This is a genomic window from Pseudomonas sp. NPDC089996 (genome assembly GCF_044748405.1).
Lineage (GTDB): Bacteria > Pseudomonadota > Gammaproteobacteria > Pseudomonadales > Pseudomonadaceae > Aquipseudomonas.
Genome location: NZ_JBIVGA010000014.1, coordinates 66,476 through 81,512, shown reverse-complemented (window position 1 = coordinate 81,512; position 15,037 = coordinate 66,476). Strand labels below are relative to the sequence as shown.

Here is a 15,037-nt window from a genome sequence, read left to right as displayed (position 1 = left end):
GCGTAGTGCTGCCAGCATCGGTGGCTTTGGTTGATTTGTTAAGTTTGTTTTTCTTTGTCATTGATGTGAAAAGCAAATCAATCGGCTGTGGGCTAAGCTCAGCGGGTTGCCTCCCGCACTGTGCTGTTCCTCTCAACAGATTGGAGCCTATTGCCATGCGTTTTCTCCTGACGCTCGCGCTTTTCATCACCAGCGGCGCCGCCTTCGCCGCCACCCAATGTACCAACGCCGACAAAAGCACCTGGCAAGACCCGGACAAGTTCCAGGCACAGCTCAAGGAGCAGGGTTACAAGATCAACAAGTTCAAGGTCACCAAAGGCAACTGTTACGAGATCTACGGTTTCAACAAGGACGGCAAGAAGGTCGAGATCTACCATGACCCGGTCACCGGCAAGGCAGTCAAGAGCGAGATCGAAGACTGATGCCAGCCGCCATGGTGCGGCTCTGGGACCCTCTGCTGCGGCTGTGTCACCTGTCGTTCGCCACGGTGTTCTTTGCCAATTACTTCTTCAACGAAGAGGGTGATGGCTGGCACCGCTGGCTGGGGTATTACGCCGTTGGCTGCGTGTTGGTGCGCCTGGTGTGGGGCTTTGTCGGGCCGCAGAGTGCGCGCTGGGCCGACTTCTGGCCTACCCGGGCCAGGTTGGCCGCACATGGGCGGGCTTTGCTGCAAGGCAAGCCATTCCATCGCCTTGGCCATTCACCGATTGGCGCGCTGGTGATGGTGCTGATGCTGACCTGCCTTGCGGCCTTGGGCCTGACCGGCTTTTTGATGGAGGAGGTGGATGCGCTGTGGGGCGCGGACTGGCCGTTGGATATCCACAGTTTCATCGCCGATGCCTTGCTGGCACTGGTCTGTGTGCATTTGTTGGCAGCGGTGGTCGAGAGCGTGCGCTTGCGCGAAAATCTGCCGCTGTCGATGGTTACCGGGCGCCGTCGGCGATGAGCCGATCCCACAGGGTCAAGGCCTGCGCGGGCCCTGTGGGAGCGGCTTTAGCCGCGAAAGGGCCAGTACAGGCGATCCCCGGTTTTGCATCGCCCTGATCACCCCGTAATATGTGTCGGATAACCTGCGGGGGTAGTCTCACCCTCTGATCAATCGGAATCGCCCCTGCGGCGCTTCCTCCGGCATAAACCTGACGAGGTACAGACATTGGCCATCATTCATCCTAAGGTTCGCGGTTTCATCTGCACCACGACTCACCCGAAGGGCTGCGAGCTCAACGTCCGTGACCAGATCGAAGCCACCCGCAAGCTGGGCCTGCGCGAGGATGGCCCGAAGAAGGTCCTGGTCATCGGCGCTTCCAGCGGCTACGGCCTGGCAGCCCGCATCACGGCGGCCTTCGGTTTCAAGGCCGACACCCTGGGCGTGTTCTTCGAAAAGCCAGGCACCGAGACCAAGCCCGGCACTGCCGGCTGGTACAACGCTGCTGCCTTCGACAAGTTCGCCAAAGCCGAGGGCCTGTACAGCAAGTCGATCAATGGTGACGCCTTCTCCGACGAAGCCCGCGCCAAGGTCATCGAACTGATCAAGAACGAAATGGGCGGCAAGGTCGACCTGGTCATCTACTCGCTGGCGTCCCCTGTGCGCAAGCTGCCACAGACCGGTGAACTGATCCGTTCCGCGCTCAAGCCGATCGGCCAGCCGTACAAGTCGACTGCCATCGACACCAACAAGGACACCATCATCGAGGCCAGCATTGAGCCGGCCACCGAGCAGGAAATCGCCGACACCGTCACCGTCATGGGCGGCCAGGACTGGCAGCTGTGGATCGACGCCCTGGCGGGTGCCGACGTGCTGGCCGAAGGCGCGCGCACCGTGGCCTTCAGCTACATCGGTACCGAGATTACCTGGCCGATCTACTGGCACGGCGCGCTGGGCCAGGCCAAGCAGGACCTGGACGAGACCGCACTGCGCCTGGACAAGAAACTGGCCGGCGAAGTGAAGGGCGGTGCCAACGTGGCAGTGCTGAAGTCGGTGGTCACCCAGGCCAGCTCGGCCATCCCGGTGATGCCGCTGTACCTGTCGATGGTCTTCAGGATCATGCAGGAAAAGGGTGTGCACGAAGGCACACAGGACCAGCTGGACCGCATGTTCCGCGATCGCCTGTACCGCACCGATGGCGCCCCGGCCGAGGTGGACGAGAAAGCCCGCCTGCGCCTGGACGACTGGGAACTGCGCGACGACGTGCAGGATGCCTGCAAGGCCATGTGGCCTCAGGTGACCACCGAGAACCTGTTCGAGCTGACCGATTACGCCGGTTACAAGAAGCAGTTCCTCAACCTGTTCGGCTTCGAGCGCGCTGACGTCAACTACGACGAAGACGTGGCGACCGATGTGAAGTTCGACTGCGTCGAGCTGTAAGTCGATGTAAAAAGTGGGGGCCGATACAGGCCCCCATTTTTTTGCTAGCTTTGGCGCACAACAACAGGAAGCGCGCCATGAGCAGCCTCACCCAACCCGCCACCGCCTTTCGCCAGGCCACGGCCGACGGTTACAGCCTCGGCGGCTTCTGCTGGCGCCACGCCCAGGCAGATTGCCAACGCCCGTTGGTGATCATCAATGCGGCCACCTCGGTACGCTGCCGCTTCTACTCGCGCTTTGCCGACTTCCTGTTTGCCCAGGGCTGCGATGTGCTGACCTATGACTATCGCGGTATCGGTGAATCACGCCCGCATTCGCTGCGCGGCTTCCAGGCATCGTGGAGCGATTGGGGCCGGCTGGATTTCGAAGCCATGCTGGTGCATGCGGCAGCACATTTCCCCGGCCAGCCGGTGGACGTGGTGGGACACAGCTTTGGCGGATGTGCAGTAGGCCTTGCACCGTCGGCAGGGCAGATACGCCGAGTGGTGATGGTGGGTGCGCAGTTCGCCTACTGGCGCGACTATGCTGCCGACCAGCGCTGGCAGCTATTGGGCAAATGGCACGTGGTGATGCCGCTGTTGACCCGAATGTTTGGCTACTTTCCTGGCAAGCGCCTGGGTTGGCTGGAGGACACGCCATCCGGTGTGGTGCAGGACTGGACCACACGCACGCCGCGCTATGAACAGCGCCCCAGTGGGCGCGGCCTGGCAACGCTGCCTTTCTCCCAGGTCAAGGCGGCGACCTTGGCCATCAGCTTGACCGACGATCCATTCGGCACGGTCGCGGCGACCGAGCGTTTGCTGGGGTATCTGCCTGCGGCGCAGCGGCGGCATTTGCGCATTGCACCTGTGGATATCTCGGTCGATGAGATTGGCCACTTCGCGTTCTTCCATGACCGGTTTCGCGAAAGCCTGTGGCCGATTGCGTTGCAGTGGTTGCAACAGGGCGGGCTGGAAAATGGTGTGCCGGGGACGACGATCAGTTGAAATTCTGGGGCCGCACAGCGGCCCCAGCATTCTCAAGCCTTGCGCGAAAGCGGCTGCTCGGCAAACTTCACGCCCGCCAGCCCATGCTTGATCAGCGCACGGATATTGCCATGGTCACTGCCCTCAGGCGTGGCCAGCACATCACGGTAATGTTCACCGAAGGCCAACAGCGCTTCCTGGTCGCTCAGGCCTTCCAGCAGGGCCAGGCCCAAGGTCTTGCACGAGCCTTCGTTCTGCCCGGCGGCGTTTTCCACGCCCCCGTTGTTGAAAGCCTGGGGCTGGTAGCTGTAATTGCCGGCGATGAACGCCAGGGTATCGGCAAAGGCGTGTTGGCCGCTGGCCAGGCTGGTGCGCAGGGTGTTCAGATCAGTCACGAGGTTTTCCTTGTTCAAACGCCGCTTGCTGCTCGGCGCTGGCTTCTTTCTGGTATTGGGCTTTCCACTCGGCGTAGGGCATGCCGTACACCGCTTCGCGGGCGTCATCCAGGCTGATGTCGACCTGGCGCTCGTCGGCGGCGGCCTTGTACCACTTGGACAGGCAGTTGCGGCAGAAGCCGGAGAGGTTCATCAGGTCGATGTTCTGCACATCGGTGCGTTTCTGCAGGTGTTCGACCAGGCGCCGGAACGCGGCGGCTTCAAGTTCGAGCTGTTGATGTTCAGTCATGGCAGTCTCTCAGATCATGCGGTTCTTCAGGTGGCGGCCACCGTTGATGACCACCTGGCTGCCGGTGCTGTACTGGCTGGCGAGCAGGTATTTCACCGTCTCGATCAGTGGCCCGGCGCCGGGTTCGAATTCCAGCAAAGCCTTTTTCAGGGTCTGCTGGCGGTAGGCCTCGTCACCGCCTTCCTTGAGGATCAGCAGGCCCGGCAGGATACCGTTGACGTGCACCTTGGGTGCATACTTTTCGGCGAACGACAGCACCATGTTCTGCAGCGCGGCCTTGGTCGCGGCGTAGCCGATGTGGCCTTTGCTGCCGCGCGAGGCGGTTTCGTCGCAGATATGGATGATGTCGGCCTTGTCGACCTTGTTCAGCAGCTCGCCCAGGGCCAGGTTGAGGTGGTACGGCGCTTCGACGTGCAGGCGGAACATGGTCTCGAGGTTGTCGAGGTCGTCGTCGAGCCACAGCGAGGCATTGTGGATGATCGCACGCAGGCCGACGTAGTGGCGCTGCAGGTGGTCGATCAACGCTTCACGGTCGGCCTTGATGCAGAGGTCGGCCTGAAACTGCACGATGTTCGGGTGCGCGGATTGCGGCGTGTGGCTGCGGCTGGCACTGACTACGGTATGGCCGGCCTCAGCCAGTTCGAGGGCCAGGGCCAGCCCGACGCGCTGGCTGGCGCCGGTGACGAGTATTGGGCTGTTCATGTGCGGGCGGTCAACTTGTCTGTCCTGTCGTTGCTGCCCAGCATACCCGAACTGTTTCGGCTTGTATGACCTCGCCTGAACGGCTGCGCAGGGAACATGCCGAGCGTTAACAATTGCTCGCAAACGGTTGCTGGCTCGTGGCCTGTATTGTCGTAGTAGAATGCGCACTCAAATTCCGCACACAGGTTGCTCAGTGCAGATGAACAAACAGGGACGTAGCTCGGCCTTCAACGCGGGCCTACCACACCAGGACTTGTTACCGATCCGTGAGGTGTCCCGCCTGACTGGCGTCAACGCCGTCACCTTGCGCGCCTGGGAGCGCCGCTACGGGCTGATCCAGCCCACACGCACCGACAGCGGTCACCGTCTGTATGGCCAGGCAGATATCGAAGTAATCCGGCGCATTCTCGGTTGGCTCGAGCGTGGCGTGGCCGTGAGCAAGGTCGGCAGCATCCTGGCCCGTGACCAGATGCTCGCCCATGATGCGGTGCTGGCGGATTGCATGGCACACTGGCAGGCCCAGGTGCGCGAGGCGGTGCATCGCTTCGATGCCGAGGCCCTGGATAGCCTGTTCGACCAGGTGTTTGCGGCAATCACCCAGGATCAGGTATTCGATGAAGTGTTCATGCCCGTATGGCATGACCTGGCGGCGGGGCAGGGGGCTTTTGGCCTGGCCAGTGAATGGCTGTTCCTCGACCAGTTCCTGCGCAGGCGGGTGTTCGTTCGATTGCAGCTCGCTTCTCTGCCGCGTGGCCGCAATGTGTTGCTGGCGCCGTTGCCTGGTCCCTGCCTGGAACTGGAACTGCTGGTCACTGGCTTGCTGTTGGCCAGCGATGAGGTTGGCGTGCGCTTGCTCCTGCCCGGGCAGTTGCTGGAAGAGTTGCCGCTGGTGTGCGAGCGGCTCAGGCCGGATGCATTGGTGCTGTTTGCCAATCACTCACCGAGCGGCGGGCTGGGCAAACGGCTGACGCGCCTGGCGGCAGGGCTGCAGTGCCCGTTGCTGCTGGCCGGCGAAGCGGCTGAAGGCGCCCAGGATGGCTTGGCGGGGAGCCCGGTGGCGTGCCTTGGCGCAGAGGTCGGACTGATGCGGCGACGCTTGCGACAGTACCTTGCCGGTCAGCTCGATACCTGATCGTGCAGCTCTGGGTGGGCGCGGCGATGGGCCTGGAGGATGTATTCGCGCAGCCGGTCAGTTTCGCCTGCGGGGCTGCGGCTCAGGTCATAGGCGGCGAGGTCCGGGCCAATCCGCCGACGCAGCCGGCCATGCAGGCCTATCGGGCTGATGCCGTCCGGGGCGAAATGCAGGTCGAAGCGGGAAGGGGCCATGGCCAGGCCACGTACTTCGAGCAACGCACCTTTGAACGAAATCTCCCTGACCAGCAGGCCGCTGGCCTTGCCTTGGGCATCCAGCAGGGCGCTGGGCTGCTCCATCGACAAACGCCAAGGGCGCAGCATCGGGCCGTCGTCTTCGTAGATTTCAGGTGAGCCGATCTGCAGGTGCACGGCGTGGAACTCGTCCTCCACCAACTGCAGCGGGAAGCTGATCTGCTGGTTGTTGAACTGAGCCTGCAGGGTCACCTGTTCGTTGGCCACCAGGCGAGCGAGCAGGGACTGGATGCGGCGATCGCCATTGACCAGCAGGCTCGACATGGGGTCGGCCAGGTTCAATTGCGGGGAATGCTGCATATCCTGGATGAAATCCAGTTCGTCCTGAGTCAGGAGTGCGTTGGCTTGCATGATCGAACTCGGTGATGACGATTTCTTCAACGGCAATTGACCATGCTCAGGGCACTTCGTTCAGCGACGCTCGTCGGAATTCCGACGAGCGTGCAGTTCTGCCAGCTCGCGCTCTAGTTCGACCTGGCGGCTGACGTCTTTCTGGATACCGATAAAATAGGTGCGCTGATCGGCATCGTGCTTCACCGGGGTGATCGACAGCTCGTTCCAGAATGCGCTGCCGTCCTTGCGGTAGTTGCGCAGTACTTCACGGCAGGGACGGCCTTCGCTCAGCGCCTTGCGAATGCGTGCCCGGCCCAGCTGATCGCGATCATCGGCCTGCAGGAAGCGGCAATCCTGGTAGAGAATTTCGTCACGGCTGTAGCCGGTCAGGCGTTCGAAGGCCGCATTCACGTAGATCAGGATGGTGTCGTCACCTTCCTGTTCGGCGACCACGATCCCGTCGTTTGATGCGTCGACCATCGATTGCAACAGCTGCGCGTTGATCATGTACGGACCATTGGGGGTGATGAAGGGGACTTTGGTCGAGGCGGCCTTTTGCCAGCGTCGGATGCTAGTATCCTACGTTTTCACTCAGTTTCGGAATCCTCTTCCTGATGAAAGTCGTCATTATTTCCGGCTCGGTGTACGGCACCGCCGAAGAAGTCGCCCGTCATGCCGAGTCGTTGCTCAAGGTTGCAGGCTTTGAAGCCTGGCATGCTGCCCGCGCAACCCAGCCGGATCTCGAAGGTTTTGCCCCCCAGGCACTGCTCGCGGTGACGTCGACCACCGGCATGGGTGAATTGCCGGATAACCTCATGCCGCTGTACAGCAGCATTCGCGACACCCTCCCAGCTGCCTGGCGCGGGCTGCCGGGCGCGGTGATCGCCCTGGGTGATTCGAGCTATGGCGATACCTATTGTGGCGGTGGCGAGCAGATGCGCGAGCTGTTTGCCGAGCTGGGGGTGCGCGAAGTGCTGCCGATGCTCAAGCTCGATGCCAGTGAAACAGTGACCCCGGAAACCGATGCCGAGCCTTGGCTGGCCGAGTTCGCCCAAGCCCTGCGAGCCTGAGGCAACGCTCGTGGCCGGGCTGGTCATGGTCCATGAAGGCCTGCTCAACCTGCTCGTCGCGCCGTTGCTGCAGTGACTCAACGTGCCACTGACTCGCTCGGTCATCAAGCTGGCTGTTAACGCAATTTTCACATGACGGGCTGCTGCTTACACTCAACCTCGACATAGAGAGCACATGTAAGTGCCGAGGTGACATGCAATGAACGCAGCCTTGCCCTATACCGTCAACAGCAACCCACCGGGACGACTCTGATGCCTCTGGCCGAGATTCCATTGCGCGTCTGGCGTACCCGAGGGTTGAGTTTTACATTTCGGGGCCAGAGCATCCGCTACTGGACCGCAGGGCAAGGAGAGCCCCTGCTTCTGTTGCATGGATTTCCCACCGCGAGCTGGGACTGGCATTACCTGTGGGCACCGCTGACCCAACGCTTCCGGGTGATTGCCTGCGACATGCTCGGCTTTGGCGATTCGGCCAAGCCGCTCAACCACCGCTATAGCCTGATGGAGCAAGCAGACCTGCAACAGGCGCTGCTGGCGCAGCTGCAGGTCGACCAGCCGGTGCATCTGCTGGCGCACGACTACGGTGGCAGCGTGGCTCAGGAGCTGCTGTCGCGGCATCATGAACAGCGCGTCGACATCGCCAGCTGCGTGTTCCTCAACAGTGGACTGTTCCCGGAAAGCTGCCAGATACCCCTGGTCCAGAAGCTGCTGCTCAGCCGCCTCGGCTGGCTGGTGGGGCGTTCGTTCGGGCGCGACGACCTGGTGCGCAATGTGACCCAGATCTACGGCCCGTGCACCCATCCAAGCGAAAGCGCGCTGGACGATTGCTGGAGCCTGATCGCCGCCAACCAGGGTACGCGCATCCTGCACAAACTGGTGGGTTACCAGCCTGAGCGCAAACAGTACCGCGAGCGCTGGGTCGGGGCATTGCAGCGCGATGGAGTGCCGCTGCGGTTCATAAATGGCAGCGCTGATCCTCTGTCCGGTGCGCATATGGTCGAGCGCTATCGGCAGCTCGTGCCCAACCCCGACACCGTGCAATTGCAGGGCATCGGCCATTATCCGCACACCGAAGCGCCGGTGCAGGTATTGCGCCACTACCTGGCCTTTCGCCAACAGCTGCTGAGCTACCTGCCGCAGAGCGTTGCCTGGTCCTGAGCGGGTGATCAGGTGATTGCAACGGATGTCACAGGCACTACACCTGTCAAACCTGCACTCGCCCATAAAAAAGGCCGCTGCAAACGCAGCGGCCAATCGAGACGTTAGATCAAGGAGCTTCAAAATCAACGTCGGTGAACCTCGCGGGCCTGAAAGGCGGGGGGTAGAGCCCTTCATGCCGGCCAGTGACGTAAGAATAAGCGCTTGATCCTGTGGGAAAAATAGCCGCTTGTGACATTCACCTTTACGTTTCGGGCAACAGTGCCCGGCAGGCATCTCAGGCTGCAGGCGAGTAGCCCATGCGCCAGCTGCAGTCCCGCGCTGCAGCCAGCAGGCGCTGGGCTGCCGGGCCATGTTCATCGGCATGGAAGATCGAAGTCGGACCGACCACGGTCATCACCGCCGCGATTTGCCCCATGGCGTTGAACACGGGTGCAGACAACGCATCCACCCCTGGCATCAACAGGCCGTGCACATGGTGCAGGCCCTGTTCGCGGATACCAGCCAGCAAGCCTTCGTATTCACTGGCGCTCTGCTGCAGCACAGTCAGCTCGCGGTCACGCAGCTCCACGGTCTCGCGCTCGGGCAAATGGGCTGCAAACACAAGGCCGGTGGAGGAACTGAGCAACGGCAGCACCGAGCCGATCTGGGTCACCACCGTAACCGCCCGCACGGCGGGTTCGATGTTTACCACGGTGGCGCCCTGGTTGCCCCATACCGCCAGGAAGCAACTCTCGTTGAGGTCATCGCGCAGTTGCGACAGCGGCAGCGCCGCCACCTTCAGCACATCGATGCTGCCCAGCGCCGCCAGCCCCACACGCAATGCCTCACGGCCCAAGCCATAGTGGTTGGTGGCAGCATCCTGTTCGGCAAAACCGCTGGCGATCAGCGCCTGCAGGTAACGGTGGACCTTGCTCGCCGGCATCTGCACATGTTCGGCCAGGCGCGACAGCGACGTGGACGGTGACAGTTCGGCGAGCGCTTTGAGGATATCGGTGCCGACTTCCGCCGAACGGACCTTCTGCTTGCCGTTGTCGGCGGGGGAGCTGGCTTTGACCATGGACTTCGGGGTTCCGGATTGTTCAAGTGGGCCTTTATAGCTTGACGCCTTGACCGGAGCAAATTACGTTATTCGTAATCTGATTACGATAAAAACAAAATCCGGAGGTTTCGATGAACCACGATACGTCCCCCGACCTTCAGTACCTGAGCGGTTTTGGAAACGAATTCGCCAGCGAAGCCCTGCCTGGTGCTCTGCCAGTCGGGCAAAACTCGCCACAGAAAGCGCCCTACGGGTTGTATGCCGAGCTGCTATCGGGCACGGCATTTACCATGACCCGCAGCGAACTGCGCCGCACCTGGCTATACCGCATCCGCCCATCGGCCCTGCACCCGCGCTTCGAGCGCCTGCAGCGCGAGCCATTGAGCGGCCCGCCGGGTGCAGCCACGCCCAACCGCCTGCGCTGGAGCCCCCAGCCAATTCCCAGTGAGCCTACCGATTTCATCGAAGGCTGGCTGCCGATGGTGGCCAACTCGGCTGCTGAAAAACCGGCCGGAGTAAGCATCTACATCTACCGCGCCAACCGCTCCATGGAGCGCGTGTTCTTCAACGCTGATGGCGAGCTGCTGCTGGTGCCGGAACAGGGCCGCCTGCGCATCGCCAGCGAACTGGGCGTGATGGATGTCGGGCCTATGGAAATCGCCGTGATCCCGCGCGGCATGAAGTTCCGCGTCGAGCTGCCCGATGGCCAGGCACGCGGCTACATCGCCGAAAACCACGGGGCCCCGCTGCGCCTGCCTGACCTGGGGCCGATCGGCAGCAATGGCCTGGCCAACCCACGGGATTTCCTCACCCCGGTGGCGCACTACGAAGAAGTCGAGGGCCCCGTGCAGCTGGTGCAGAAGTTCCTGGGTGAGCACTGGGCTTGCGAGCTGCAGCATTCGCCGCTGGACGTGGTCGCCTGGCACGGCAGCAACGTGCCGTACAAGTACGACCTGCGCCGCTTCAACACGATCGGCACGGTCAGCTTCGACCACCCGGACCCGTCGATCTTCACCGTCCTGACGTCGCCGACCAGCGTTCACGGCTTGGCCAACATGGATTTTGTGATCTTCCCGCCGCGCTGGATGGTGGCCGAGAACACCTTCCGTCCACCGTGGTTCCACCGCAACCTGATGAACGAGTTCATGGGCCTGATCAGCGGAGCCTACGATGCCAAGGCCGAAGGCTTCCTGCCGGGCGGTGCCTCGCTGCACGGCGTGATGAGCGCCCACGGGCCGGACGCCGAAACCTGCGAGAAGGCCATCGCCGCCGAGCTGGCACCGCACAAGATCGACAACACCATGGCCTTCATGTTCGAGACCAGCCAGGTGCTGCGCCCGAGCCTGCAGGCACTCGACAGCCCGCAATTGCAGGCCGACTACGATAGTTGCTGGGCCACCTTGCCGAGCACCTTCAACCCGAACCGGAGATAACCCATGAACCAGACCGCCATTGCCCGTAGCTGGGTCGAGCACGCCAACGGGCACCGCGACTTCCCGCTGCAGAACCTGCCGCTGGGCATCTTCAGTCGCCCCGGCGAAGCGCTGCGCTGTGGCGTGGCCATCGGCGATGCCATCCTCGATCTGGAAGCCGTGTTGGCTGCGGGCCTGTTCGATGGCCAGGCCAAGGCTGCGGTAGAGGCCACCCGTGGCGGTGGGTTGAACGCCTTCTTCGCGCTGGGCCGTGCTTCCCGGGTGGCCCTGCGTGAGCGGCTGCTGGCGCTGTTGGGTGAACACGGCGAACATCAGGCCGCGCTCGAGGGTGCGCTGTATCCGGCCAGCGAGTGCCAGTTGCACCTGCCGGCCAAGGTCGGCGACTACACCGATTTCTACGTCGGCATCCAGCACGCCACCAACGTCGGCAAACTGTTCCGTCCCGACAACCCGCTGCTGCCCAACTACAAGTACGTGCCAATCGGCTACCACGGCCGCGCTTCGACCTTGCGCCCATCCGGCACCGAGGTTCGTCGCCCGAAAGGCCAGACCCTGCCGGCCGGCCACACCGAGCCGAGCTTCGGCCCTTGTGCACGCCTGGACTACGAGCTGGAGCTGGGCATCTGGATCGGCCAGGGCAATGACATGGGCCAGGCCATCCCGATTGCCGAGGCCGAGCATCACATGGCCGGCCTGTGCCTGCTCAACGACTGGTCGGCGCGGGATATCCAGGCCTGGGAATACCAGCCACTGGGCCCATTCCTGTCGAAGAGCTTCATCACCACCATTTCACCCTGGGTGGTCACCGCCGAAGCCCTGGAGCCATTCCGCTGCGCCCAGCCGGCCCGCCCGGAGGGCGACCCGCAGCCGCTGCCCTATCTGCTCGACCCGCGCGACCAGGCCAGAGGTGCCTTCGACATCGAGCTGGAAGTGCTGTTGCTCACCGAGCGCATGCGCGAGCAGGGCTTGCCGGCTCATCGTCTGGCGTTGAGCAACACCTTGAACATGTACTGGACTGTGGCCCAGCTGATTGCTCACCACAGCGTCAACGGTTGCCAGCTGCAGCCCGGCGACCTGTTCGGCTCCGGCACCCTGTCCGGTGCTACGCCAGACGCGTACGGCAGCCTGCTGGAAACCACCGTGGGTGGCAAGCAGCCAGTGGAGTTGGCCAGCGGCGAAGTCCGCAAGTTCCTCGAGGACGGTGACGAGATCATCCTGCGCGCCCGCTGCAAGCGTGATGGTGTGGCCAGCATCGGCTTCGGCGAATGCCGCGGCAAGATCATCGCAGCCAACTGAGGGCGTCGACCATGGAGCTGTTCACCTATTACCGTTCCACGTCTTCCTACCGGGTGCGCATTGCCCTGGCACTGAAGGGGTTGGAGTTCCAGGCGGTGCCGGTCAACCTGCTCAAGGGCGACCAGCGCGGCGATGCCTACGTTGCGGTGAATCCGCAAGGCCGGGTGCCGGCCTTGCGCACCGATGACGGTGACCTGCTGGTGCAGTCGCCAGCGATCATCGAGTACCTGGAAGAGGTGTACCCACAGCCGGCACTGTTGCCGGCGGGTGCTGCAATGCGCGCCAGGGTGCGTGGCGTGGCGGCGATCATCGGTTGCGATGTGCACCCGCTGCACAACGTCAGCGTGCTCAACCAGCTGCGCCAGCTGGGCCATGACGAGGCGCAGGTCAATCAGTGGATCGCCCACTGGATCGGCCAAGGGCTGGCCGCCGTCGAGCAGCTGATCGGTGATCACGGATACTGCTTTGGCGATGAGCCGGGGCTGGCGGATGTCTACCTGATTCCACAGGTGTATGCGGCCGAGCGTTTCAACATCGACCTTGGCGGTTACCCGCGCATTGCCCGGGTTGCTGCACTGGCCAAGGGGCATCCGGCGTTCGCCAAGGCGCATCCGTCCTGCCAGGCGGATACGCCGGCTCAGTGAATCGAACGGTTCACCGCCGGTAGCTTGCCGATACGTTCGGATAGCTTCAGGCGCTGGACCGGGTCGTCGGTCAGCAGCAGGGCATGTTCCAGGTCGAAACGTTCGGCCTGGGGGCAATTCAGGTTTTGGTACAGCGTCGCGCGGGTCATGTAGTCACTGACCTGCACCGGGCCCAGCTGCATGACCCGTTCGGCGTCGATCAGCGCGGCCAGGTGGTCGTCATTGCTGATATGCAGCTGGCGCAGGTTGCGCGAAAGGCGCTGCAGCATCTGCGTGGCGCTGGCGCTGCGCAGGTGTTCGGCCGTCAGCGGCACATGCGGGCCGAACTGGCGCGCCAGCAGCTCGCGGCAATCGTTGGTGTACAGGCGCCGGCCACCACAGGGGTCGAGCAGGTGATCGGCCCCGGGAACGCGCAGCAGGAAATGCCCCGGGAAGGCCACGCCCTCCAGCGGTATGGACAAGCGCAGGGCCAGTTCCAGGGCAATGATGGCCAATGCCAGGGGTTGGCCACGGCGGCGTTGCAGTACCTTGTCCAGCAGTGCTGCTTGCGGGCGTAGCGGGTGGTACTCGTCCTGCTGGAAGCCCAGTGCATTGAGCTGGCGCAACAGCGGCTGGGCAAGTTCGGCCAACGGCAGCATCGGCAGGCTGGCACTGATCTGCCCTTGCAGGATGTGCAGTGCACCTAGGCAGGCTGCGGGCTCGACAGTGCGGTCATGCTCGACGGCGATCCACAGCGCAGCTTCCAGCAGGGCGACCGGCTCGCGTTCCAGGCAGGCCAGGCAGGCTTGACGTGGCTTCATGGGGGGGGCTCTCCACACACGTTTGAGTATTAGCTGGAGGGCGCGGTTTCGTCCAGTGGTCCGCGCGCAGAGCCTGCTTCTGAAGCGTGCCTATACTGCTAGGAGCACCTCGTTGGGGAGCCAGTCGATGTTCGCGCTGATGCAAAGCACCCGTACCCAGTCACTGCACCTGTTCATTGACCCGCCTACCGGCCTCAAGGCCGTGGTGGCGATTCACAGCGAGACGCTGGGCCCCGCGATGGGCGGCTGTCGCTATCTGCCTTACGCTGATGACGAGAGCGCAATGACCGACGCCATTCGCCTGGCCCAGGGCATGAGCTACAAGGCGGCGCTGGCGGGCTTGCCATTGGGGGGCGGCAAAGCAGTTGTCCTGCGCAACCCCCATGTGGAAAACCGCGCGGCGCTGTTCGAGGCGTTCGGCCGCTTCATCGATACCCTGCAAGGGCGTTTCATCATTGCCGTGGACAGTGGCACCTCGACCCTGGACATGGACTGCATCGCCCAGAGCACCCCACATGTCACCAGCACCACGGCCTCCGGTGACCCGTCACCGCACGCTGCCATGGGTGTGTTCGCCGGCATCCGCACCACCTCGCAATCACGGCTGGGCAGCAGCAACCTCGAAGGTTTGCGCGTGGCTGTGCAGGGGCTGGGTAATGTCGGCTATGCCCTGGCCGAGCAACTGCACGCGGCGGGCGCGGAATTGCTGGTCAGCGACCTGGACCCAGGCCGTGTGCGCCTGGCGATGGAGCAGTTCAATGCTCACCCGGTGACCAATGACGCCTTGATCAGCACCCCTTGCGATATCTTCGCGCCCTGCGGCGTAGGGCCGGTGCTCAATGGCCAGACGGTGATGCAGTTGCGTTGCGCGGCGGTGGCGGGGGCGGCGAACAATCAGCTGACCACGCTGCAGGTGGCTGACCAACTGGAGTCGCGCGGCATCCTCTATGCCCCCGATTATGTGATCAATGCCGGAGGCCTGATCTACGTGGCGCTGAAGCATCGAGGGGAGGATCTGGGCACCATCACCGCGCACCTGGCGCGGATACCCACGCGGCTGACCGAGGTGTTCGGCCATGCCCAGGCAGAAAAGCGCTCGCCGGCCAGGGTGGCGCAGATGCTGGCCGAACGTTTGCTTTACGGGTGAGCACCTGGGCCG

General features: G+C 63.1%; 18 protein-coding genes. 11 read left to right on the top strand and 7 right to left on the bottom strand.

The features are described 5' to 3' along the window. The first annotated feature begins 155 nt into the window (after positions 1-155). The 4 genes from ACIPW4_RS22115 (at position 156) to ACIPW4_RS22100 (ending at position 3,351) form a co-directional block, all read left to right on the top strand. A complete protein-coding gene (locus ACIPW4_RS22115; RefSeq protein WP_400661479.1) occupies positions 156-422 on the top strand; it encodes a PepSY domain-containing protein in 267 nt (88 codons plus the stop codon). Next, positions 422-946 (top strand): cytochrome b/b6 domain-containing protein, encoded by a 525-nt coding sequence (locus tag ACIPW4_RS22110; protein WP_400661477.1) that lies wholly within the window; start codon positions 422-424, stop codon positions 944-946. Before ACIPW4_RS22115 ends, ACIPW4_RS22110 begins: the two co-directional genes overlap by 1 nt. Positions 947-1,153: 207 nt before the next feature. Next, complete coding sequence (gene fabV, locus ACIPW4_RS22105) at positions 1,154-2,365, top strand: enoyl-ACP reductase FabV (protein ID WP_400661475.1); 1,212 nt, start codon at positions 1,154-1,156, stop codon at positions 2,363-2,365. Between the two features lie 77 nt (positions 2,366-2,442). Then, on the top strand, positions 2,443-3,351 hold the full coding sequence (locus tag ACIPW4_RS22100; protein ID WP_400661473.1) for an alpha/beta fold hydrolase: 909 nt from the start codon (positions 2,443-2,445) through the stop codon (positions 3,349-3,351). A gap of 32 nt (positions 3,352-3,383) precedes the next feature. Here ACIPW4_RS22100 and ACIPW4_RS22095 read toward each other — a convergent pair whose 3' ends face one another. The 3 genes from ACIPW4_RS22095 to folM are packed head-to-tail and all read right to left on the bottom strand — an operon-like array spanning position 3,384 to position 4,716. Then, positions 3,384-3,725 (bottom strand): HopJ type III effector protein, encoded by a 342-nt coding sequence (locus ACIPW4_RS22095; RefSeq protein WP_400661471.1) that lies wholly within the window; start codon positions 3,723-3,725, stop codon positions 3,384-3,386. Beyond that, positions 3,718-4,014 carry a DUF1244 domain-containing protein gene (locus ACIPW4_RS22090; protein WP_400661470.1) on the bottom strand — a complete coding sequence of 99 codons (297 nt, stop codon included), beginning with the start codon at positions 4,012-4,014 and terminating at the stop codon, positions 3,718-3,720. The genes ACIPW4_RS22095 and ACIPW4_RS22090 overlap by 8 nt, the downstream gene beginning before the upstream one ends. A 9-nt stretch (positions 4,015-4,023) precedes the next feature. Continuing rightward, positions 4,024-4,716 carry a dihydromonapterin reductase gene (folM, locus tag ACIPW4_RS22085; protein ID WP_400661469.1) on the bottom strand — a complete coding sequence of 231 codons (693 nt, stop codon included), beginning with the start codon at positions 4,714-4,716 and terminating at the stop codon, positions 4,024-4,026. Positions 4,717-4,915: 199 nt separating this feature from the next. On the opposite strand from folM, the gene ACIPW4_RS22080 reads away from it, so the two are divergent. Next, positions 4,916-5,848 (top strand): MerR family transcriptional regulator, encoded by a 933-nt coding sequence (locus ACIPW4_RS22080; protein ID WP_400661468.1) that lies wholly within the window; start codon positions 4,916-4,918, stop codon positions 5,846-5,848. Here ACIPW4_RS22080 and ACIPW4_RS22075 read toward each other — a convergent pair. Continuing rightward, positions 5,833-6,453 (bottom strand): hypothetical protein, encoded by a 621-nt coding sequence (locus tag ACIPW4_RS22075; protein WP_400661467.1) that lies wholly within the window; start codon positions 6,451-6,453, stop codon positions 5,833-5,835. The genes ACIPW4_RS22080 and ACIPW4_RS22075 overlap by 16 nt on opposite strands. A gap of 60 nt (positions 6,454-6,513) precedes the next feature. Then, a complete protein-coding gene (locus ACIPW4_RS22070; RefSeq protein WP_400661466.1) occupies positions 6,514-6,942 on the bottom strand; it encodes a PAS domain S-box protein in 429 nt (142 codons plus the stop codon). Between the two features lie 107 nt (positions 6,943-7,049). Between ACIPW4_RS22070 and ACIPW4_RS22065 the strand changes: the two genes are divergently transcribed. Both ACIPW4_RS22065 and ACIPW4_RS22060 read left to right on the top strand, forming a co-directional pair. Then, a complete protein-coding gene (locus ACIPW4_RS22065) occupies positions 7,050-7,505 on the top strand; it encodes a flavodoxin (protein ID WP_400661464.1) in 456 nt (151 codons plus the stop codon). Between the two features lie 252 nt (positions 7,506-7,757). After that, positions 7,758-8,663, top strand: a complete 906-nt coding sequence (locus tag ACIPW4_RS22060) for an alpha/beta fold hydrolase (RefSeq protein ID WP_400661463.1) — start codon at positions 7,758-7,760, stop codon at positions 8,661-8,663. A gap of 277 nt (positions 8,664-8,940) precedes the next feature. Here the strand turns inward: ACIPW4_RS22060 and ACIPW4_RS22055 are convergent, their stop codons facing one another. Then, the gene (locus ACIPW4_RS22055) at positions 8,941-9,723 is read right to left on the bottom strand and encodes an IclR family transcriptional regulator (protein ID WP_400661461.1); all 783 of its coding nucleotides are present in this window, start codon (positions 9,721-9,723) and stop codon (positions 8,941-8,943) included. A 113-nt stretch (positions 9,724-9,836) separates the two neighbouring features. On the opposite strand from ACIPW4_RS22055, the gene hmgA reads away from it, so the two are divergent. Genes hmgA through maiA form a run of 3 tightly spaced genes read left to right on the top strand, consistent with a single transcriptional unit; the run spans position 9,837 to position 13,078 of the window. After that, complete coding sequence (gene hmgA, locus ACIPW4_RS22050; protein WP_400661459.1) at positions 9,837-11,138, top strand: homogentisate 1,2-dioxygenase; 1,302 nt, start codon at positions 9,837-9,839, stop codon at positions 11,136-11,138. A gap of 3 nt (positions 11,139-11,141) precedes the next feature. Continuing rightward, on the top strand, positions 11,142-12,434 hold the full coding sequence (gene fahA, locus ACIPW4_RS22045; RefSeq protein WP_400661457.1) for a fumarylacetoacetase: 1,293 nt from the start codon (positions 11,142-11,144) through the stop codon (positions 12,432-12,434). 11 nt (positions 12,435-12,445) lie between these two features. After that, positions 12,446-13,078, top strand: coding sequence for a maleylacetoacetate isomerase (gene maiA, locus ACIPW4_RS22040; protein WP_400661455.1), 633 nt, complete (start codon positions 12,446-12,448; stop codon positions 13,076-13,078). On the opposite strand, the gene ACIPW4_RS22035 is transcribed toward maiA, so the two are convergent. Further along, positions 13,072-13,878 carry a SirB1 family protein gene (locus ACIPW4_RS22035; protein ID WP_400661453.1) on the bottom strand — a complete coding sequence of 269 codons (807 nt, stop codon included), beginning with the start codon at positions 13,876-13,878 and terminating at the stop codon, positions 13,072-13,074. The two genes, maiA and ACIPW4_RS22035, sit on opposite strands and share 7 nt — an antisense overlap. 127 nt (positions 13,879-14,005) lie before the next feature. On the opposite strand from ACIPW4_RS22035, the gene ACIPW4_RS22030 reads away from it, so the two are divergent. Next, the gene (locus ACIPW4_RS22030) at positions 14,006-15,025 is read left to right on the top strand and encodes a Leu/Phe/Val dehydrogenase (protein ID WP_400661451.1); all 1,020 of its coding nucleotides are present in this window, start codon (positions 14,006-14,008) and stop codon (positions 15,023-15,025) included. Positions 15,026-15,037: the final 12 nt, after the last annotated feature.